The sequence below is a fragment of the Holdemanella sp. DFI.5.55 genome (genome assembly GCF_020593575.1).
In the GTDB taxonomy this organism is placed as follows: Bacteria; Bacillota_I; Bacilli_A; order Erysipelotrichales; family Erysipelotrichaceae; genus Holdemanella; species Holdemanella hominis.
Genome location: NZ_JAJDMK010000014.1, coordinates 11,683 through 32,393 on the forward strand (window position 1 = coordinate 11,683; position 20,711 = coordinate 32,393).

The 20,711-nt window shown below is 43.7% G+C and carries 30 protein-coding genes; 28 read left to right on the plus strand and 2 right to left on the minus strand.

Annotated features, from left to right (window positions below; translation table 11 throughout):
• Window positions 1-321: 321 nt before the first annotated feature.
• Window positions 322-681: a helix-turn-helix domain-containing protein gene (locus LJE08_RS04830; RefSeq protein WP_227402541.1), complete on the minus strand. Its 360-nt coding sequence runs from the start codon at window positions 679-681 to the stop codon at window positions 322-324.
• A gap of 155 nt (window positions 682-836) precedes the next feature.
• On the opposite strand from LJE08_RS04830, the gene LJE08_RS04835 reads away from it, so the two are divergent.
• From LJE08_RS04835 to LJE08_RS04840, 3 genes are read left to right on the plus strand one after another with little or no spacing between them, the layout of a single operon-like run.
• A complete protein-coding gene (locus LJE08_RS04835) occupies window positions 837-1,010 on the plus strand; it encodes a hypothetical protein (RefSeq protein ID WP_227402542.1) in 174 nt (57 codons plus the stop codon).
• Window positions 1,011-1,145, plus strand: coding sequence for a hypothetical protein (locus tag LJE08_RS15010; protein WP_255650307.1), 135 nt, complete (start codon window positions 1,011-1,013; stop codon window positions 1,143-1,145). It abuts the gene before it with no gap.
• The gene (locus tag LJE08_RS04840; protein ID WP_227402543.1) at window positions 1,142-1,438 is read left to right on the plus strand and encodes a hypothetical protein; all 297 of its coding nucleotides are present in this window, start codon (window positions 1,142-1,144) and stop codon (window positions 1,436-1,438) included. Before LJE08_RS15010 ends, LJE08_RS04840 begins: the two co-directional genes overlap by 4 nt.
• Here LJE08_RS04840 and LJE08_RS04845 read toward each other — a convergent pair whose 3' ends face one another.
• Window positions 1,439-1,765, minus strand: a complete 327-nt coding sequence (locus LJE08_RS04845) for a DUF2513 domain-containing protein (RefSeq protein WP_195232180.1) — start codon at window positions 1,763-1,765, stop codon at window positions 1,439-1,441.
• Window positions 1,766-1,816: 51 nt separating this feature from the next.
• Here LJE08_RS04845 and LJE08_RS04850 point away from each other — a divergent pair, with 51 nt between their 5' ends.
• The 25 genes from LJE08_RS04850 to LJE08_RS04965 all read left to right on the plus strand — a co-directional run bounded on the left by LJE08_RS04850 (window position 1,817) and on the right by LJE08_RS04965 (window position 20,709).
• Complete coding sequence (locus LJE08_RS04850; RefSeq protein WP_227402544.1) at window positions 1,817-2,035, plus strand: hypothetical protein; 219 nt, start codon at window positions 1,817-1,819, stop codon at window positions 2,033-2,035.
• Between the two features lie 15 nt (window positions 2,036-2,050).
• A complete protein-coding gene (locus LJE08_RS04855; RefSeq protein ID WP_227402545.1) occupies window positions 2,051-2,311 on the plus strand; it encodes a hypothetical protein in 261 nt (86 codons plus the stop codon).
• 93 nt (window positions 2,312-2,404) lie between these two features.
• Window positions 2,405-2,917 (plus strand): hypothetical protein, encoded by a 513-nt coding sequence (locus LJE08_RS04860; protein WP_227402546.1) that lies wholly within the window; start codon window positions 2,405-2,407, stop codon window positions 2,915-2,917.
• A gap of 2 nt (window positions 2,918-2,919) precedes the next feature.
• Window positions 2,920-3,228, plus strand: coding sequence for a hypothetical protein (locus LJE08_RS04865; protein WP_227402547.1), 309 nt, complete (start codon window positions 2,920-2,922; stop codon window positions 3,226-3,228).
• The gene (locus tag LJE08_RS04870) at window positions 3,212-3,442 is read left to right on the plus strand and encodes a hypothetical protein (RefSeq protein ID WP_227402548.1); all 231 of its coding nucleotides are present in this window, start codon (window positions 3,212-3,214) and stop codon (window positions 3,440-3,442) included. The genes LJE08_RS04865 and LJE08_RS04870 overlap by 17 nt, the downstream gene beginning before the upstream one ends.
• Before the next feature lie 19 nt (window positions 3,443-3,461).
• Window positions 3,462-3,605, plus strand: coding sequence for a hypothetical protein (locus LJE08_RS04875; RefSeq protein ID WP_227402549.1), 144 nt, complete (start codon window positions 3,462-3,464; stop codon window positions 3,603-3,605).
• Window positions 3,606-4,070 (plus strand): hypothetical protein, encoded by a 465-nt coding sequence (locus LJE08_RS04880; protein WP_227402550.1) that lies wholly within the window; start codon window positions 3,606-3,608, stop codon window positions 4,068-4,070.
• The gene (locus tag LJE08_RS04885; protein ID WP_227402551.1) at window positions 4,063-5,205 is read left to right on the plus strand and encodes a DUF2800 domain-containing protein; all 1,143 of its coding nucleotides are present in this window, start codon (window positions 4,063-4,065) and stop codon (window positions 5,203-5,205) included. Before LJE08_RS04880 ends, LJE08_RS04885 begins: the two co-directional genes overlap by 8 nt.
• A complete protein-coding gene (locus tag LJE08_RS04890) occupies window positions 5,180-5,350 on the plus strand; it encodes a hypothetical protein (RefSeq protein ID WP_227402552.1) in 171 nt (56 codons plus the stop codon). The genes LJE08_RS04885 and LJE08_RS04890 overlap by 26 nt, the downstream gene beginning before the upstream one ends.
• The gene (locus LJE08_RS04895; protein WP_227402553.1) at window positions 5,338-5,949 is read left to right on the plus strand and encodes a DUF2815 family protein; all 612 of its coding nucleotides are present in this window, start codon (window positions 5,338-5,340) and stop codon (window positions 5,947-5,949) included. The genes LJE08_RS04890 and LJE08_RS04895 overlap by 13 nt, the downstream gene beginning before the upstream one ends.
• Complete coding sequence (locus LJE08_RS04900) at window positions 5,936-7,951, plus strand: DNA polymerase (protein WP_227402554.1); 2,016 nt, start codon at window positions 5,936-5,938, stop codon at window positions 7,949-7,951. Before LJE08_RS04895 ends, LJE08_RS04900 begins: the two co-directional genes overlap by 14 nt.
• Before the next feature lie 2 nt (window positions 7,952-7,953).
• Window positions 7,954-8,079: a hypothetical protein gene (locus tag LJE08_RS15015; RefSeq protein ID WP_255650308.1), complete on the plus strand. Its 126-nt coding sequence runs from the start codon at window positions 7,954-7,956 to the stop codon at window positions 8,077-8,079.
• 3 nt (window positions 8,080-8,082) lie between these two features.
• On the plus strand, window positions 8,083-8,541 hold the full coding sequence (locus LJE08_RS04905; protein WP_227402555.1) for a hypothetical protein: 459 nt from the start codon (window positions 8,083-8,085) through the stop codon (window positions 8,539-8,541).
• A gap of 58 nt (window positions 8,542-8,599) precedes the next feature.
• A complete protein-coding gene (locus LJE08_RS04910) occupies window positions 8,600-10,993 on the plus strand; it encodes a virulence-associated E family protein (protein WP_227402556.1) in 2,394 nt (797 codons plus the stop codon).
• A gap of 299 nt (window positions 10,994-11,292) precedes the next feature.
• Window positions 11,293-11,643, plus strand: coding sequence for a hypothetical protein (locus LJE08_RS04915; RefSeq protein ID WP_227402557.1), 351 nt, complete (start codon window positions 11,293-11,295; stop codon window positions 11,641-11,643).
• 3 nt (window positions 11,644-11,646) lie between these two features.
• A complete protein-coding gene (locus LJE08_RS04920; RefSeq protein WP_227402558.1) occupies window positions 11,647-11,856 on the plus strand; it encodes a hypothetical protein in 210 nt (69 codons plus the stop codon).
• A complete protein-coding gene (locus LJE08_RS04925) occupies window positions 11,853-12,164 on the plus strand; it encodes a VRR-NUC domain-containing protein (RefSeq protein ID WP_227402559.1) in 312 nt (103 codons plus the stop codon). The genes LJE08_RS04920 and LJE08_RS04925 overlap by 4 nt, the downstream gene beginning before the upstream one ends.
• On the plus strand, window positions 12,151-13,515 hold the full coding sequence (locus LJE08_RS04930) for a DEAD/DEAH box helicase (protein ID WP_227402560.1): 1,365 nt from the start codon (window positions 12,151-12,153) through the stop codon (window positions 13,513-13,515). The genes LJE08_RS04925 and LJE08_RS04930 overlap by 14 nt, the downstream gene beginning before the upstream one ends.
• Window positions 13,516-13,518: 3 nt before the next feature.
• The gene (locus tag LJE08_RS04935) at window positions 13,519-13,947 is read left to right on the plus strand and encodes a hypothetical protein (protein WP_227402561.1); all 429 of its coding nucleotides are present in this window, start codon (window positions 13,519-13,521) and stop codon (window positions 13,945-13,947) included.
• A gap of 298 nt (window positions 13,948-14,245) precedes the next feature.
• Entirely contained in the window at window positions 14,246-15,550 is a 1,305-nt protein-coding gene (locus LJE08_RS04940; RefSeq protein WP_227402562.1) for a DNA modification methylase, read from the plus strand.
• Window positions 15,540-16,043, plus strand: coding sequence for a hypothetical protein (locus LJE08_RS04945; RefSeq protein ID WP_227402563.1), 504 nt, complete (start codon window positions 15,540-15,542; stop codon window positions 16,041-16,043). Before LJE08_RS04940 ends, LJE08_RS04945 begins: the two co-directional genes overlap by 11 nt.
• Window positions 16,030-17,259 (plus strand): terminase large subunit domain-containing protein, encoded by a 1,230-nt coding sequence (locus LJE08_RS04950; protein ID WP_227402564.1) that lies wholly within the window; start codon window positions 16,030-16,032, stop codon window positions 17,257-17,259. The genes LJE08_RS04945 and LJE08_RS04950 overlap by 14 nt, the downstream gene beginning before the upstream one ends.
• Entirely contained in the window at window positions 17,260-18,819 is a 1,560-nt protein-coding gene (locus LJE08_RS04955) for a hypothetical protein (protein ID WP_227402565.1), read from the plus strand.
• Window positions 18,819-20,555: a phage minor capsid protein gene (locus tag LJE08_RS04960; protein ID WP_227402566.1), complete on the plus strand. Its 1,737-nt coding sequence runs from the start codon at window positions 18,819-18,821 to the stop codon at window positions 20,553-20,555. Before LJE08_RS04955 ends, LJE08_RS04960 begins: the two co-directional genes overlap by 1 nt.
• Window positions 20,542-20,709 carry a hypothetical protein gene (locus LJE08_RS04965; RefSeq protein ID WP_227402567.1) on the plus strand — a complete coding sequence of 56 codons (168 nt, stop codon included), beginning with the start codon at window positions 20,542-20,544 and terminating at the stop codon, window positions 20,707-20,709. Before LJE08_RS04960 ends, LJE08_RS04965 begins: the two co-directional genes overlap by 14 nt.
• Window positions 20,710-20,711 lie beyond the last annotated feature (2 nt).

The following is a 20,711-nucleotide window of genomic DNA, read 5'->3' on the forward strand; positions in this document are numbered from 1 at the left end:
CAAAAAGTAAATAATAAAAAATACAAAATAATAACCATAAAAGTTTGACAAAATGCGTTCATAGCTGTAAACTGTAGACAATTGAGAAGAGAGCACATAAGGAAGAAGGGAAAGCCAATGGGATAGAAGAACTCAAAAAGAAAATTGAATTCATGCTCCAGACTATGGACCAAAAGGGCCTTGAACAGGCCTATAAAATCCTACAAAGAATCTGGATCAGACACGGAACACAGCAATAGAACACACACGGAAGAGTGCAGGACTTGGAAACAGGTTCTGCATTTTTCTTTTATAAAAGACGAGTAACCAACCTAAACAGGATTACTCGTCTTTCATATTTTTAATCATTCCTAGAACAATATTAAATTGATCTTCAGGAAGAGAAAAAAGCTTTTTCAACATATCAGTTTCTTCAGGCGTGCAATTTTTTTCGGCAGCCAGAGCTTCAATCAGGGCTTCTGTATCATCTATAAACATTTCACCCTTTCCTTCAGTTAACCAAAAATAGTCTACGCAATATTCTGAACATATCAACCTAATAGTACGATCGGACGCACCGTTCACATTTCTTTCAATATTACTAAGTGCACCCTTAGACAGTCCCAGTTTTTCACCGAAGGCTGAACCAGAAAGACCTAAAGTTTTTCTTACTTCCTTGATTCGTTCACCTATAGTGCTCATATTTACCTCCTTTTTTACACCTAAAGATTAACACTATCATTCAAAAAAGTAAAGATACAAAACAATTTTATAAAAAATCATTGACAAAAGTTTTTAATCAGAACTATAATAGCAGCGTAAGGTTTTGAAACGAAACCAAGAAAGGAGAAAAAGTTTTGAAACAATTTCAATATAAGGAGACTGAAAAAAACTTTAACGAAGTTTTAGAGGCTACGAGAAGTCTTAACGAAAAGCAGAAATCATTTATCCAAGGCTACATTGCCGGAGCTAAAGACGCTCAGCCAGCACCAGCAGCCAAGGAACCACAAAAACAGGAGGAGGTGAAATAGATGTTGGAAAAAATATTTTTCGGATTGCTAAGTATCCTGGGAATAATGATCCTAGTACCTATCATTTTCGGTCTTGCGATAGGAGCCGTTAGAGGAACTATCAAAGGACTAAAGGAAAAGAGGGTGAACAAATGAAAAAGCTTGAATCTTTTGAAATTCTAGATGGCGGGAAAGGAATCAAGATCAACGACTTAGACCTCAGCGATTATCCGATCACAAGACTCAGAACAGAAGCAACGCCTGGATATCTAGAAATGCATATACATCTCAAATTCAGACTAGGTGCAGCCGATCCTTGGATGTTTGACTCGGTTCTAGAAAAAGATCAAAAGGAAATCGAAAAAGAATATGAGAGGGAAAACCCGTACAGGATTGGAGAATCAGAAGAAAAGAAAAAAGGGACTAAGCCCTTCTTCAAGAAAAAGTAATTAAGGAAGCTTACTAGAAAAATACTGAATCAACAGATCACGAACAAAACGTTTTGTGGCGTAAAGAAATTTCTTAAGACCGGAAGTATTCAATTCTTTTAAGTAAGCAGAACCCGCAGGAGTAAGGAAAGAAGCTATGTAATCAGTAGAAGCAAGATATTTATTCACTTCACCACTAATATAGCCACGACGAAACAATTCCTTCAAATGATTTCTGACATCATACGAAGAAAAGCCGTCGAAAGTTAACTCCGACAGATTCACGGGTTCAGGACTTGCTTCCACTGCAGATAGAAGCAACCGAACTAAATCATGATTTAACTTCAAACGATTAACCTCCTTTCATAGGAGATTGTAACACGAAAGGAAGAAAGAGAAATGGAACACAAAACAACAGGCGCAGAACTTCCAGACTTTGCGGAGGGTATCAACCTTCACGGAGAAAGACTAAGACTGGAAGCCTTCTATGCAGAACAAAAAAGAATCAGAAAACAGAAATTCAGATCTGGACTGGTAACGGCGCTAAACGTTGCGATCCTAATCCTGATCCTATCGCTAAGCGTAGCGGTTTGGATCATGATCTATCAAATGCTTTAAAGGAGGTGGTGAGTTTTGCAAGTAGAAAACCTAGCAGCCTACAGATACGAGATGATGGAAAAAGGATATATGAACAAATCCGAACTATCAAAGTTTCTAGGTTGCGGAAGGAAAAAGGGAAGCAAGATCTTCCAGAAGATCATGGAAGACATAAAAAAAGAAGGCTTAGAGAATATCGACAGCAACGTAATTCTAACCAAGCGCGCTGTTCAGTATCTAGGCCTCACACAAAAGAATATCGTAGAATCCTACGAGCGTTCTATAAAAAAAGGCTAGAAGACCTCGTTCGAAAACGAATAAGGCTCTAGCAATAGAACACGCTTATATTATACAGCACGTGTTCAAAAATACAAGGAGGAAAAAGAAAGAATGAATTTAGACGAAGCAATTGCCAGCACAAAGGAAGCATCTGAAAGTCAACGCCTAGGAGAACTTGGCAGAGAAACCGCTTTGCAGCTTGCAGCATGGCTGGAGGAATTGAAACAGTATAAAGAAGAAAATCAGCCTGAAACTAATCTAGACCATTACAAACATGAAATTCTAGAAAATTGCATGTGGAATTTAGCGGTAGTCAAAAGAAAACCTAAACGATGTAATCAAACTAGATGCAGTGACTGCGAATTTGATAAAGACACTCCAAGAAAATGTCATAAGAGGACAATTGAGTGGCTAAAGCAGCCGTATAAAGCCCCCGCAATTAAGTTAACTAAATTTGAATATGATTTATTACAAAGCTGTTCACAAGGCTATACACCAAAATACCAGTTCAAAAATATAAATTGTTTAACCGAGATGAAAGAAAAAGGACATTTCAAAGGCGCTAATGAGTACGCAACAATTGAAGATATTTTGGCAAATTGTGACATATCAGAGGAGGAATAAACATGATCACTATTGAAAAAGAAAAAACCGCAAAGGAAGCATTGGAGCTTTTCACGGTAACTGTTCTACTGAAATCGGACGTTGGAGACAGCGTGCAAATGGGGACAAAGATTCAAGGACACGTGGCAGAAATAGAAGCCTTTCTTGAAGCGACGGGTGTCAATCCAGAGGAGTATAAATTAATTCTAAAACACGCTGCAGATGTCACGCTTCAGGATTTTATGCAGCAGGTAGTAAATTTAAGCAAAAGCATAAAAGGCGCAAAAATGGAACTCATGCCTTGGAGTGATTCAAATGAAAATCATAGTTGATGAAATCAATCCGCAAGACTGCCCGTTTTATATTGGACAGGATTGGAATAATCACGGTTTACCTATTGAGTATTATGAGGGGTATTGCCGATTAAGTGCTGAACCGTGGGGGGTATACTTCAACACGATGAATGCTACGCAGAAAACGGCCTTGGATGTCCTTTCTGCATTACATGTGACGAATTTAAAAGAAGAGTGGGTTAACACCAAATAAAAATAAGGAGGAAAAATAAATGACTTTTGATGAATTTTTAGGAAGATACGAGGAAGCGTTGAAAAAGAAACCAGAGGAAGAACGCGAAAAATTTAAAGCTGCATTATTTAATACATACAAGGAGCTTTATAACGACAATTCAGAAAACGAGGAGGAAAAATAGATGTATTACCAATTAACATTGCAATTCGCTACAAGCGAAATCGACGACGCTAAAAAAGTGTTGGAGCTAGCCAAGGAGCTAGACCTAAAGCGCGCAGGGCTAGAGGAAAAACTGCCTGAGCCTGAAACATTCCCATGGGAAGAAGAAACACCAACAAAGGAAGCACCAACTCATAAAGAAAAAGAAAATGAGACTAAGATTCCAATGGCCAAAGATTGGACGACTCAAGACGAGCCTATTCATGAGACTGTAAAGCCTACACCGGAATCAGTAAAGCCAACGCCTAAACCTGATCCGACTGCAGAACCAATTACATTGGAAGATTTACAGAAAGCCGGCGTTGCATTTGCCAAAGAAAAAGGCGTAGCGGTCCTTAAGGTATTCCTAACTCAGATGGGTGCAAGCAAGATCTGCGACATTCCTAAAGAGAAATATCAGGAAGCTTGGGAGGCACTACATGCCTAGCCAACACGCGATTTTATCAGCCAGTGGGTCCAACAAATGGATTCACTGCCACCCTTCCGCAAGACTGGAGGAACTATTCGAAGAAAAGCCAAGTGCTTACGCAGCAGAGGGGACCGAAGCCCACAGTGTAGCAGAACAGAAACTTCGTAACTGGATCGAAGGACATCCAAGAAGAAAAGTAAAGGCAGCTAACGGAGAAATGGACGAGGCTACAAACGTTTATAAGGACTATGTTCTAGAGGTATACAACAAAGAGAAAAAGAAAAGTGATATCGCGGATCTTTTTATCGAGGTACAAGTTGATTTGACTCAATGGATTCCGGAAGGATTCGGAACAAGCGACGCTGTAATCGTAAGTAACCACACGCTCCACGTTATTGACCTTAAATACGGAAAAGGCGTCAAAGTAAATGCTCCACATAATCCGCAGCTTACCATTTACGCCGCAGGAGTTATGGCCTTATATGACTGCCTGTACGATTTTGAAAAAGTTAAGCTTCATATCGTACAGCCTAGACGCGATCACATCAGCACCTGGGAACTTACTACCGAAGAACTGGCAGACTGGATGGAGAATGTAGTTAAACCAGCTGCAAAAGAAGCCTGGAACGGAGACGGAGAACAGCAAGCGGGAGAGTGGTGCAAGTTCTGCAAGGCCAAAGCGCAATGCGCAGCACACGTCGCCAAAATGAAAGCAATCAATGAAAGATATCAGCGCATGTGCGGAATGATTTTAACAGATCAGCAAATCGCGGAGCTTTTGCCAGAACTACCGGGACTTATCGACTGGGCCAAAGAGGTACAAGAGTTCGCACTGGATCAGGCGCTAAAAGGAACACACTACGAAGGATATAAAGTGGTGGAAGGAATCAGCAGCAGAAAGATTACAAATGAATCGAAAGCCTCAAAAGCTCTACAAGATGCGGGCTTTGAATACGATCAGATTATGACAAAGCCAAAACCAAAGCTTCAGACTATCACTGCTCTAGAAAAGTTAGTCGGAAAGAATGAGCTTGTAGAAATCATAGGCGAGTATATCGAGAAGCCACAAGGAAAGCCAGCACTAGTGCCAGTAAGCGACAAACGTCCTGAGTTTGGAAGTGTAGCAAATGATTTCAAGGACGGAATCGATTAAAGACTTGGATGAAAAGATGGTCCGCATCCGAGCCGAGATTCGAAACAGTAAACCAGGACCACACAGAAACGATCTAAAGCGACAGCTTAAAAACGTAATGCGACAAAGAGCAAAACTAGGAGGAACAGAAAGATGTCACAAGTAAAAACAAAATTAGTAAGATTCTGCTATTGCCATTTAGCAGAGCCACGCGCAGTGGTAGAAGGCCAGGACAAGAAGTACAGCCTTAATATTCTAATCGACAAGGAAGACAGGGAGACGTTAGCACGTATCCAGAAAGCCTACGAAGAAGCTGTACAAGAAGGAATTGAGAAGTTCGGCCAATCCTTCAAGGGAAAAGTAACACCGCTAAAAAAAGCGCCAGGAGTTGGTTCAAGAGGTATAATCACTGACTGCGACGCAGACGAGAAATTCAGCGCGCCAGAGTTCAAGAACAAATACATGCTATCCGCTAAAAGTAACAGACCTGTGTCTGTAGGCTACCGTAAAAATGGGGTGACATACGCTTACTCATCTAAAGAGGAGATTGAAGAAAACGTATACTCCGGATGCTATGGAGCTATCAATTTCAATCTGTACCCATTTAACACAGTCGGAACTGGAATCGCGGCTGGCCTTAACAGCGTTTTAAAAGTAAAGGACGGAGAACCGTTAGGCGGACACTCAAGTGTAACTGCCGACTTTGGAGACGCTTCTGAGTTTGACGAGGAAGCCGGAAGCGACGACCTAAGTGCCTTGTTGTAAAAAGCCCATACTGCATATCGACCTGGAGACCTACTCCAGCGTCGACCTTGCAGCCTGCGGGGTTTATAAATACGCAGAGAGTTTAGACTTCAAAATACTTCTATTCGGATACGCCTGGGGCGATGATCCAGTAGAAGTTTTAGATTTAATGAAAGAGGATCTGCCTTTTTCTTTAGTATCAGCGCTAGCGGATGAAAGCATAACGAAGGTGGCACACAACGCAAATTTCGAACGAGTATGTCTAACCAGATACGTCAAGGAGTACGCGAAGCGAGATATTCTAGGAGACGCAGTAAAAAAGAAGTTAACAGAGGATGGATACCTTCCACCAGAGCAATGGAAAGATACTATGATCATGGCCGCAGAGAACGGCTACCCTTCCAGTTTAGGACAACTAGGACCAGCACTCGGGCTTGAAGAAGACAAGGTGAAACTGGCTACAGGAAAAAGGCTGATCCAGTATTTCTGTAAGCCTTGCAAGCCAACAAAAGCCAACGGTGGAAGATGGAAGAACCTACCGGAACATGATCCAGAGAAATGGAATCTTTTCATAGAATACAACAAGCGCGACGTGGAATCCGAACAAGCCATTTATAACAAGCTAAATAACTTGATACCTGTATCTGATCAGGAATGGGAAAACTGGCACAGAGACCAGAGAATCAATGACCGCGGGATTCACGTAGATACGCAGATCATAAAAAACGTTCAGTCCTACAGCTTAGAACACGGAATGGAACTGATGGAGGAAGCAAGATACATCACAGGCCTAGAAAATCCGCAAAGCGTAGCACAGCTAAAGAAGTGGATCCTTGACCAGGAAGGACACGACGTCGAAAGTTTAAACAAGGACGCCGTGAAAGATCTTCTAAAAGGTACACTAAGGCCCGAAACAAGAAGAGCCCTAGAGATACGCCAGGAGTTAGGAAAAACAAGCGTCAAGAAATACGACGCCTTCCAGAGAGCGTGCGGAGAAGATGACCGCATCAGGGGAACCTTCCAATTCTTCGGAGGCAGAACCGGAAGATGGGCAGGCCGACTGATCCAACCGCAGAACTTCCCACGACCTAGCTTTGACGAGGTAGACGAACCAAGAACACTCGTGAAGGAAGGCAACTTCGAACTTTTAGAGCTCATCTATCCAAGCATGAATGATGTATTCGCTACGATTCTAAGAACCGTAATCACACCACCTGAAGGCAAGTCCTTCATAGTTGCCGACTACTCAGCCATAGAGGCTCGAGTGATTGCCTGGCTAACAAGGACGACATGGCGTCAAGAAGTCTTCAAGAACGGCGGAGACATCTACTGTGCATCAGCCAGTCAGATGTTCGGAGTGCCCGTAGAAAAGCACGGAATCAATGGACATCTAAGACAAAAGGGAAAGATTGCCGAACTTGCCCTCGGATACGGAGGTGGAACGGCAGCACTGGAAGCCTTCGGAGCGAGTAAAATGGGACTAAGCCCAGAACAGCAGCATGAGATTGTAATCAAATGGCGACAAGCATCGCCACGTATCAAGGACTTCTGGTACTTACTAGGCAGAGCCTTCGAGGATGCAATCACAGATGGAAAAGTCACAATTCTAGACCGAAATATGAAGGTTTTCAAGGGCGGCAGTAACGTCTATATATCTTTACCCAACGGGCGCATTTTAGGTTACGTTACACCACGAATCAAGGATGGCCAGGTATCTTTTTTAGGATTGAACCAGACAACCCGAAAGTGGGAGTGGACAAACACCTGGGGAGGGAAACTAACAGAAAACGTAGTACAAGCAATCGCTCGAGACTGCCTATGCGAGACGCTAAAAGGCTGCGACGAGATCGGAGCTAAAACAATCATGCACGTTCATGATGAAGTGATCTGCGAAGTACCGACGGAAGAAAAAGAAACAAAGTTCAAACAACTGCTAGACGTAATGGCTAAGCCGATCAGTTGGGCGCCAGACTTGGTTCTAGTAGGAGACGGATTTATATCCGATTATTACAAGAAGGACTAAAAATGAAAATAGATAAGCAAGATTTAATTATAGCCTTGATCTATATCACAGCAGCGCTGATCATTCTAAATATTTTGAAGGAAGCGTTCGGCTTGGATATAGCTCAAGTGCCAAGGCTAGGAGGATAGAACATGAGTGTTAAATGGACACAACAGGAGGACAACCTTCTAAAGCAGCTAGACGCCCTGGGCTATAGCAGCTCAAAGATTTATAAAGAATACGGCTCTATATTAAAGAACCGAAGTCAAAACGCTATAGCCCTTCGGCTAAGCTATCTACACAAACCACCCGAAGAAAGACGGAAGGAAGACATGGCCAGCTTCGACAATGCAGACATGCTAGAAAAAGCGATCAACCAGGCTGCAGACCGTATCTGCAACAGGCTAGACAATATTGCAAACGCTCTAACCGTAGTCTGCAGATATATGGAAAGCGATACAGAGAACGCCAGCAAGCACGCTGAACGCACTACAAAGCTTCTAGAAGAGATCAAGGCCAATGGGACACTCCAGCAAGGAACACTGCAAAGTATCAAACACGAGCTTCAGAAAGTGGCCTATCGGGGAAATAAGAAATGGAATATGAAATGAAAAGAAGGCAGAGAATCTTTTATATTCTAGCGGAAGAATAGACAGGAGGCTGAAGGATGTGCAAATAGCAACCTGCAAAAACAGAAAACAAAAGCAATATTTCAACCAGGAAATGTCCTGGGAGGAATTCACAAAAAAACTAAAAGAAACGACCCGAACAAAAGAGACGGTGGAAGAGTACAAGAACATGACGAAGGACCAGCAGTCCAATATCAAGGACGTCGGTGGATTCGTAGCCGGAGAATTAAGAGACGGCAGACGAAACAATCAAAGCGTTCTATCACGTAGCATGATCACATTGGATGCTGACTTCGCAGACAAAGACTTTTTAGACTTGATCCGAATAACGTGCGACTTTTGCAGCGTGATCTACTCAACTCATAAGCACACACCGGAAAAGCCAAAATACAGATGGATCCTGCCCCTACAAAGAGGAGTATCACCCGAAGAATACGAGGCAATCGCTCGAAGGATTGCAAGTACAATCGGAATGGAATACTTCGACGACACAACGTATCAGCCAGCACGAATGATGTTCTGGCCTAGCACCAGTAAGGACGGAGAATACATCTGTGAACAACTAGGAGACAGAAACGTGTACCTGAACCCAGATGACATCCTGGCGCAGTACAGAGACTGGCATGACATCAGCTACTGGCCTCGATCTAACAGAGAGACAGAACTGCATCACAGCGACATAAGACACCAGGAGGACCCTTTATCTAAGTCCGGATGGATTGGCGCCTTCTGCAGGGCCTACACGATTCAAGAAGCGATTGAGGCATTTATTCCAGAGGAATACACACCGACGGAAGACCCGAACCGCTGGACCTATACGAATGGATCAACAGCCGGAGGCCTAGTTATATATGACGATAAGTATGCATACAGTAATCACAATACAGACCCGACAGGGCAGCAGCTATGCAATGCCTATGACCTTGTAAGGATACACAAGTGGCCAGACGATCCAGCAAGCACAGAACACATGCTCGAACTAATGGAACACGACGAGGGCACCCGGAAGCAGCTTATAGATGACAAGAAAGAACAGATTCATGAAGACTGGGACGACTTCAAGGACGACACCGCGAGGGGTTCGCAAGGAGTAGAAGACAGTAAAGAAGAAGTAGACGAGGACTGGCTGGATGCCATGGACATGGACAAGAAGGGAAACTTCAAGCCAACTACAGACAACATAGTCCGCATACTTTTAAATGACCCAAAGCTTAAAAACGGAGTCGGAGGCAACGACCTATTCGCACAGAAACCCGTCAAGAAGGGAAACCTGCCCTGGTGGAACTACAATCCAAGCGACCCGACCTGGACGGATACGGACGACGCAAGCTTCAGATACTATCTGGAAAAGAAATACAACATTGTCGCCAAAGGAAAAGTGGATGACGCTATAGCCTACGTCCAGGAGAGAAACAGCTTTCACCCAGTACGAGACTATCTAGACACACTAGAGTGGGACGGAGTACCTAGACTAGACACGCTATTTATAGACTATCTAGGAAGCGAGGACTCAGAGTACAGCAGAGCGGTCGCAAGGAAAGCTTTTACCGCAGCCGTGGCCAGAATCTACACACCAGGATGCAAAATGGATTATATGCCGGTACTCGTAGGACATCAGGGAATAGGTAAATCTCATATGCTAAGCATCATGGGCGGAGATTGGTTCTCAGATTCAATCACTACAATTTCAGGGAAAGAAGGATACGAAGCCCTGCATGGATCATGGGTTATTGAATGGTCCGAATTATCTGCAGCCAGAAAAGCTGATATCGAGTCCATGAAGCAGTTTATAAGTAAAAGGGACGACCGATACAGAAAAGCCTACGCAAGAAGAGTTACAGACAACCCGAGACAGTGCGTGTTTTTCGGAACCACGAACGATGATGAATTCCTAAGAGACTATACAGGAAACCGAAGATTCTGGCCGATCAATACGGATATATCGAAAGCGAAGAAAGTCGTGTTTGATGATCTACCAAAAGAACGGGACCAGATCTGGGCTGAAGCCAAGCAAAGATTCAAGGACGGAGAAAAGTTATTCCTTCAGGGTGAAGCTTTGACCGGAGCCGAACAGATGCAAAAGGAGCACACGTTTACCAGTGTCCGAGAGGACATGGTCCGCGACTATCTAGATAGGATGTTACCAGAGGGCTGGAAAGATATGGATTTATACGCCAGAGTCCAATGGTTGGAGGACCCGAAGAACAAGGGGGAAGACATCAGAGACTGCGTAAGTTTACTCGAAATTTGGTGCGAAGTTTTGAATGGGTCAAAGAATAAATTTACACCCGTGGACCAGAGAGAACTCAAGGCAATCATGGAAAGTTTAGGGTGGAATAAAGGACCAGCACCAAGACAAAGGGGAGCCTGCTATGGCAAACAACGGGTTTATTTGAATCCTAAGTTCACATGGGAAAACAGGAATCATATTTAGGTAACGCTGGAAACGGTTATAAAAAAATGCAAGGCAACCAAGGAAACGGATGTGGAAACGCTAAAATTATAGAGCGTTTCCAGTGAATCACCGCATAAAATAAGGCTTTCTAAGCTATTGGAAACGGTAGAAACAGAAATATTACTAACTTAATGAATATATAATATATATAGTGTAATACAGTATATGCGTATGTATATGCGCGCGAGAAAATATAGTATATATATAAAGAGTTTGGAAGGCGTTTCCGAACGTATCCGTTTCCAGGGCCAAAAATCAACAGAAAAGGAGACACAGAAATGGCAATAAAAGTAAACGACAGCAAAAGATTTCATTTTTTGATGCATGAATTAGACGCAAGAGTCAACAACGAAACCATGGACCGGTATGGAATCGAAAGGCAGAGCCTGGTCGCTATGGAAGAACTATCAGAACTACAAAAGGCAATTTCTAAACTGGTACGCAATCCGGAAGAAAAAACAAAGCCCTTAGAGTTCAAAGGGCTAAGACATAACCTGATCGAAGAAATGGCGGATGTAATAATTTGCATGGATCAGCTAAAAGAGTATTACAATATCACTCACGCTGAAATTCAAATCAATATAGATTCGAAACAAGCAAGACAAAGAAGAAGACTAGAGGAGGAATAGAACATGAAAGAAAATAGAATGTATATCAAGTGCGACCGATGCGGAAAAGAAACATCAGTCGGAATCGAAAAGAGCAAGATTGAAAACGGAAAAACAATCGAAACCTGGGAAGGACTTCCAGATGGGTGGATCACAACAATTGACAACAAAGATTTGTGTCCAGACTGCGCCGAGCGGTACCGCGAACTTCAAAAGAAGTTCTTCCAGAAATGATAGAAAATCAAGTAGAAAATTATCTGATCAAAAAGGTATCAGAGCTAGGCGGTAAAGCCTGGAAGTTTGTAAGCCCAGGAAACGCAGGCGTGCCAGATAGACTGATCACATATAATTCAAAGGCTTTCTTTGTAGAAGTAAAAAGGCCAGGCGGTAAGCCTAGAGCCCTACAAAAAGCCACAGTAGCCCAAATACGGGCAACAGGTATGAAAGTATACTGCATCAGCACAAAAGCCCAGGTGGACGAATTAACAAATCTGATGCGGTCTGGAATCATACCGGAGGAGCGACACTTTGACAGAATTTAAACCTCATAGTTATCAAAAGAAGGCTATCAACTTCGGACTGGATCATAAGAAGTGTGGCCTTCTTCTCCCTATGGGAGCCGGAAAGACTGTAACCACGCTAACGATCATCAGCCTTTTAAAACTAATCGACATAGAAAAAGTTCTAATCATTGGCCCTGTGCGCGTAATAAAGAGCACGTGGCCCGAAGAAATAGAAAAGTGGAGTCACACTAAGGACTTGAGCTATTCAATCATAGCAGGCACTCCAAAGCAACGTGAGAAAGCACTGCAACAAAAGGCAGATATTTATCTCATAGGCAAAGAGAACGTTACCTGGCTAGTAGACAACAAATACTTTGACTTTGACATGGTAGTGATTGATGAATTATCAACTTTCAAGAATCCAAGAAGCTTGAGGTTTAGAGCCCTAAGAAAAGTTATGCCGCTAGCTGACAGATTTATAGGTCTAACCGGAACACCAGCCCCGAAAGGAATTCCGGACCTTTGGAGCCAGATATACTTGATTGACCAGGGAGAAAGATTAGGTCGAACACTAACTCAGTTTCGAGAAAGATACCTAATTCCAGGAAGAAGAAACGGGATGATCGTATACGATTGGAAGCCAAGACCGGATGCAGAGGAAAAAATATACAAGAAAATAGGTGATGTATGCATGAGCCTGGATCAGGCAGACTGCGCCAAACTTCCACCGGTTCAGTACTTAAAAAAATCAATCGAACTACCTCAAAAAGCGATGACAGAATACCACGCTTTCAAACGTGAGAAGGTTCTGGAACTAGACAACAACGAATCACTGCTAGCAGCCAACGCTGGGGTGCTATGTGGTCAGCTGCTACAAATGACATCAGGAGAAATCTATAAACGTGATCAGCTAGGAAACAAGCTCGAAGAAGTAGCAACCCTTCACACGGCTAAACTCGAGGCACTAGACGACTTAATCGAATCAGCGAACCAGAACCCAGTGATGGTGTTTTATTATTTCAAACACGAACTAAAACGCATCACAGAACATCTGAAAAAGCAAAAGATCGAAGTAAGAAGTCTAAACAGTGAAAAAGATGTCAAGGACTGGAACGACGGAAAGATAGACGTGCTGCTTTTGCATCCAGCAAGCGCAGGACACGGACTTAACCTTCAACGTGGTGGACATATCGCAATCTGGTACACACTTCCAAACTGGAACCTTGAGCTGTATCAGCAGGCAAATGCCAGAATCTACAGACAAGGACAAAAGCAAAACGTGATCATTTATCAGATCGTAGCTAGAGGCACAGTAGACGAGGACATGCTGGATGCACTAGAACACAAGAACATAACACAAAAAGCATTAATCGAAGCTTTAAGGAGGTAAAACATGACTTATGATGAATTAATTCCAGAACTAAAAACGGTGCGCTACTGCTGCCACCGTTTGATTGAATTGAATCAGGAATTGGAAGTACTAAACCACCAGACAACAGGCCTTGCAAAGTCTGGAGGAATCGAACTGACCGCAGAACAGAAAAAAAGCAAGTGGCCTATGCCGACATATCAGCATCAGTACCACAGCCCGCTCGGACTATTTGAAGAGATATCAGCCAAAGAACAAGAACTGCATCACTTCCAGAAAAGACTGATGGACCTAAGATGGACGGAGCTACTCGATTTGCAAGATCAGAACATTCTATGGGATCTGTACATTCATAGAATCAAGGCCGTGGATGTAGCTGAGAAATACGGATACACAAGACAAGGAATGTATAAGCACCTAATGGCAGAGGTAAAAAATCTGACAAAAGACTGAAGAGTTTACACTGTAAACCGCTTTCGGGTGGTATATTAGTACTTGTAAAAGAGGACCGGTAGAAAAGGGCCCTCTTTTCTTTTATCCGGAGCGTCCTCCTTTATAAAAACGAGTGCTTTCCAGACAACGTCAAACGTCAGCTACGACAAATCATGGACATTAATCTTATTTTTCTTTTCAGCGCTCCGGGTAATCATAGACAACAAAGAAGCTTTAGAAGCTAAACAGGATAGACCTCTCATTGGAGAAAACCATGAGCTGCTAACGCTTCTTTTTTAATACACAGAGGTGAACACACATGAACATTACAGACATAAGAACATGCGACCTGAAGCCTTACGAGAACAACCCACGACTCAACGAAGATGCCGTCGATTTAGTCGCAGCATCTATAGACGAGTTCGGATTCAAGCAACCGATTGTGGTGGATAAAGATCTGATCATCATTGCAGGACACACGAGATGGAAGGCAGCACAAAAGCTAGGCCTTGAGACAGTGCCGTGCATCCAGGCTGACGATCTAACACCAGCACAGGTGAAAGCCTACCGATTGGCAGACAACAAAGTCGCGGAAGCAGCACAATGGGACCTTGACGCTTTACAGTTTGAACTGGAAGAGCTAGACAACATGGACTTCGATATGGAGCCTTTCGGATTTGAAACGGAAACATTCGACGAACAAATCGCAGAGGACGACAACTTCGAGCCAGAGATTCCGGAAGAACCAACAACCAAAAGAGGACAATGCTGGATGCTAGGAAGGCACAGATTGATGGTCGGAGACAGTACCAAACGCCAGGATGTAGAAAAGCTTTGCAGCGACGCTACTATGGATATGGTCGTAACCGATCCACCGTATAACGTAGCCTTAGGACAGCATATGAGACCAAGCGAAGCGAAACAGCTACACCGAAGAACAGACGGGCTGGTCATTGATAACGACTCATGGGAAGACGACGAGGGCTTTATCGAGTTTTTAAAAGTTGCCTTCGAGAACATGACAGAACAGCTCAAGGCTGGCGGAGCCTTCTACATTTGGTACGCATCTACACAAAGCAAGAACTTTCTGGAAGCAGCAGAACGCGCAGGCCTAAACATCCGACAAACCTTGATCTGGAACAAGAACACATTCGCACTGGGTCGCCAGGACTACCAGTGGAAACACGAGCCATGCCTTTACGGATGGAAAGATGGCGCAGCCCATTACTTCGTCAATACTAGAAACCTTGTAACTGTACTCGAAGACACAGAGGACCTGGACATTGACAGCATGAAGAAGGACGAGCTTAAAGACCTTCTAAAATCAATCCTGGGGGGGTGCAAGGACACAACAATTCTGGACGAGAAAAAACCCACGAAATCCGATCTGCATCCAACCATGAAACCAATCCCGCTGATTGCAAGGCAGATCAAGAACAGCAGCCGAACGGAAGAAAACGTGCTGGACCTATTCGGAGGTTCAGGCTCCACGCTTATGGCTTGCGAACAGCTAGGACGGAGGTGCTTCATGATGGAGTATGATCCACACTATGCCGATGTAATTATCAAGCGCTGGGAAGATTACACCGGAGAACAGGCGGAGCTGATATCAGATGCCTGCTAAGGGATTAGCTGGACGTACAAAAAGCGAAGCGGCCAGACAGCGCAAAGACCCAATGCAAAACCTGAAGCCTTTCACGAAAGAGAATGCTGCAGAGATGGGACGCAAGGGCGGAGCCGCAAGCCAGAAAGTCCAGAAAAAGAAAAAGAAGTTAAAACAATGCCTAGCTGCAATTTTAGAGCTAGAACCAAGCGAAAGAAACAAAGAAAAGCTGATTGACATGGGATTAGAAGACGAAGAGCTCAGCAATCAAATGCTTCTAGCCGCAACCATGTTCAACAAAGCTACACGCGGAGACGTAAGAGCTGCAGAGTTCATTCGAGACCTTACAGGACAGCAACCAGTCACAAGCCTAGACAGAGCCCGAACGAAGCTGATGAACGCGCAAGCCGAACAGATCAAGAGACAAGGCGACCCTTCTAAAGAGATTACAAAACTGGATCTTTTACTGAAAGCTATGGACGCAGTAGCCGGAGACGATAGTGGAACTAACTGAGAAACAGAAAGAGTTCTGGAATCATAAGCCAAGCCGCTGGAACATAAAAGAAGGGGCTACACGTAGCGGAAAGACGTGGCTGGACTATTACATCATACCGAAACGGATTCGAGCTATAGAAGGCCTTCCAGGCCACGTGTTCCTCATAGGAAACACCAAGTCGACACTTGAAAGAAACGTTCTAGAACCCATGCGAGAATTGTATGGCCCTGAACTAGTTGGAAGAGTAAGACCAGACAACACGGTGCGACTATTCGGCCGTAACTGCTACGCAATAGGCGCAGACAAAGAAAGCCAGGTTACAAAGATACAAGGGGCCTCAGTAGCGTATTGCTACGGGGATGAAGTCGTAACCTGGAATAAGAAAGTATTTGACATGCTAAAGTCGCGTCTAGATAAACCGTATAGCTGTTTTGACGGAACATGCAACCCGGACAACAAGAACCATTGGTTTTTAAAGTTTCTAGAATCAGGAGCCGACATCTTCCGACAGAAATATACGATTGAGGACAACCCGTTTCTGCCGCAGGAATTCGTGGAAAACTTGAAACTCGAATATCGAGGGACAGTCCTATACAACAGATACATACTAGGAGAATGGTGCAACGCGGAAGGGCTACTCTTCCCACAGTTTGCAGACAATCCAGACGAGTGGGAAGTCAAAGGAGAACTCCCACTTTTTAATATGATCAACATAGGCCTGGACATAGGTGGAACACGATCCCATAGTAGCCTGATCGTAACGGGAATCACGGCAGACCTTTCTGAGATTGTAACCTTTGCAGAACGTAAAGTCGTACATGCTAAAGGAACTATAGATGCTGAAAGACTTTGCACAGAGACAGTCGACCTGATCAGAGCTTTATGGATTCAAGGCTTCGTGGTATCAAGCGTTTTTGTCGACAACGCAGAACAAGTCATTTTGAACAGTATACGAGTAGCCGTACAAAGGGCAGGCTTTCCAACCAATGTGGTGGATTGCCGCAAGATAGACGGAAAGACAAGGATTCTGACCTACAACATGCTGCTGAACCGACACAAGATGAAGTTCCAGGCAGTACCTATGGTAGTCGAAAGTTTGAGCACAGCCCTATACGATACAAAATCGAAGGAAGACAAGATTCTGGATGATTTCACAACCGACGTCGATACATTCGACGCCCATTTTTACAGTTGGTCAACATTTATGGACCTGATCACAGGAAGGAGTACTTAAATGAAAATTTTATTCACAATACTAAAGGACTTAGGATATCCTGTGAGCCAGGAAGTCCAAGACTACTACAACAAGATTCAATTCTGGAACGATTGGTGGAAAGGCTACGTTCAAGATTTTCATAAATACGAGATCAAGAACGAAAACGGAAACAGCAGACAAGTAAAACGTAAGCAAATGCGAATGGCTAAGAAAATTTGCGAAGACTGGGCCGATTTACTTTTGAATGATAAAACCAGAATCCTGGTAGAGTGCAATGAACATGGAACTGACGCCACACAAGAATTCTTGACCGGAGACAAAGAGGACCAGAACGGTGGAGTTTTAGGAAACAGCAAGTTCTGGAAGCTAGGAAACAAAGCGGTCGAGAGAGAATTCGCACAAGGGACCGTGTGCTTCTATCTGCAGCTTGTAAAGCCAACAGTAAACAAAGGACAGCTAAGTGCCCAGAGCGTACAAATCAAAGCTATCAAGGATGCACAGAAAATAGTGCCGTTGACATACGACGAGGAAGACATAACCGAAATTGCACTGGCTAGTGAGTATACGCAAAACGGGGAAAGCTTTATGTACATCCAGGTCTTCAAGCAAGAGCAAGAAGGCTATCAAATCTACAACCACTACTTCAAGATCAACAATGTGGCAGGAGACGCTGTAGGCTATGAAAGAGTATCAGCACCACACGGCGAAGCAATCAGTTACAAGCTACCTTGTAAGCCTTTTGTGATCCTAAAGCCCAATATTGAAAACAACATTGCAGACGTGCCTCTGGGGATGTCAATCTACGCAAACGCAATCGACATGCTAGAAAGCTGCGACTTGGCATACGACAATCTATTCATGGATACTTTGCTAGGAAAGAAAAAGGTTTTCATGGATCAGGCATTATTTAGCATGAAGCCAACAGCCTACGCGCTAAACGATAAAGGTGAACGAGTACCAGTAAGGCAAGAACCAGACGTCGGTGCAACTTTGGAAAAATCTCTATACGTAAGTACGGGAACACAAGTAAGCCCAGACAAGCCTCGACTTTTTGAGGAATACAATCCCAGCCTTCGAGTTGACGAGAACAAAGAGAACGTTCAATTCAATCTAAATCTTCTATCAAGTAAATGCGGGCTTGGGCAAAATAGGTACCAGTTCAGCATCCAGAACATGACCACAGCAACTCAGGTTCGAGTTAGCAATAAAGAGCTAACAGAAAGCGTCTGGAAGCAGCGTATCGCAATCCAGGACGCCCTTACAGAGCTAACGAGATCGATTATCATCCTAGGCAAAGAGAAGTGCCACATATCCGGGCTTGATCCAGACGTTCGCATCACAATTCAATTTGACGACACCATGTTTTCAGATGAGGAAGCGGAGCGTCTAAGAATGCTTCAGGAAATCTCGGCTGGCATCCTACAAAAATGGGAATATCGCGTCCGATACTACGGAGAGGACGAAGAAACAGCCAGAGAGATGACCGGAGAAACAGAAAACCCTGCAGACAGAATTCAAAGTATGTTCTTCCCACAAGATGGAACACAAATCGAAGAGGGGCCAGAGGGTGAAGCCTAATGCTAGAACCGAACTACCTGCAGAACGTAGGTGACGACCTAGAAAAACTGTATCAGGAACTGGCCACAGAAATACTGGTGGACATAGCGGAGCGGATCAAGATGAATCAGGACGCTATGACAAGCACAGCGGAGTATTTGAACAACAAGCTAAAACAACTTGGTTTGCAGCAAGACTGGATTAACAAAAGACTAGCTGAAATACTTCACACTTCTGAAGAAGAAGTCGACCGGATCATGCAACAGAGCGCTTATAAAAGTATCCGTGATACCTTCGACAGACTAGAGGCTGGAGGATACGACACAAGTGGCTTAGAATTTTCGGATCAGATCAAAAAAGGAACATCAGCACTGTGGGGAGATATCCAGAACCTTACAAGGACCACAGCTCAACTGGCTAGCGACACTTTTATGAGATACTACGACATGGCTTATCTTCAGGTTTCAAGCGGAGCCTATTCTTTGGATCAAGCAACCGCAAACACGATAGACAAGCTATGCAGAGAAGGCCTAACAAAAGTATCCTACCCAAGCGGTGCTCAACGATCAATCGAGGCGGCCGTTCGATTGGCAGTACGAACCGCAGTAAACCAGAACGCCCTGGCTTGCGAGAAATCGGTCATTGATGAGCTAGATATAAATCTAGTACAAACGAGTGCCCACATGGGAGCCAGACCAAGCCACGCAGCCTGGCAAGGCAGAGTGTTCTGGGTAAATCATCCGGAAGGAAATTACGAGAACTTTTATGAGGCCACAGGATACGGAACAGGCGCAGGACTTGGCGGATGGAACTGCAGACATTCCTTCACTGCATACTTTCCAGGAATAAGCGAGGATTACAACAAGCCTGTAAATCCAAGAGAAAATGAAAGAATATACCAGATGGAGCAAAAGCAAAGGTCCTACGAAAGAAACATGAGAAAGTGGGACAGAGAACGACGTGTGAAGGCCGCAGCAGGGCTAGATACGACGAAAGAAGATTACTGGTATAAATACAACAAGATGAGACTGAAGGAGCTTGTGGACGCTTCTAAGGGCCGATTAAAGAGAGACTACTCAGCCGAGAAAATCGGAGGCACAAAAGGCAGACCTTACAAGCCTGTAAGAATACCGAGGAAACAGCTGGACTATAAAGAGACGCATAACGAGGAAAGCCGAAGGTCAATAAACAGAAAAACAACAATTGACAGAAGCTATATAAACTCAAACGAGTATAGAAAAAGCTTTGGATTTTTGAAAGAAGATAAAAGGACGATCACAAAGGTCGCACGAGAAGCAGTGAGGGCGCTGAACCACAGACAAGGAACACTGGGAGAAGATCTGGCATTTATCAATCCTAAAACAGGGCAAGTGCTAAGAAACACGAGTTCACAGCTAAAGAAAAAGACTTACCCTACAACAAAGATGAAAGAAATGGTGCTAAACAATATAGGCCAGGTCATAGCGCTACACAACCACCCAGAAAGCGGAGCGCCGAGTTTAAGTGACCTGAACAATGCTAAAAGATACAAATACGGAATTGTTGTAGGACACAGCGGGATTATATACAAATACACAGTTGACCCAGATAAAAAGTTAGACTATCACCAGATAGACTCCAACCTTGATACTTTAGAAAAAAGTATCTATAATGAAAACGGAGAGGTCATTCTAGATAAAAAGAATCTAGAAAGGATTCTCAAAAGGCTAGAGAACGCAGGAATTAAATTGGAGGTAATAGCAAATGATCACACTTGAAAGCATTATTAAAAAGCTCGGGTTTGACCCTAGAGAAAAAGCACCAGTAGAGATAGAAGACGACTGGACTGTAGACGACACCAGAGTCAATCCTTTTCATGTTTTATCAATCGACGAATTGAATTTTCTATTTGATACGGGTGCCATTAAATAACG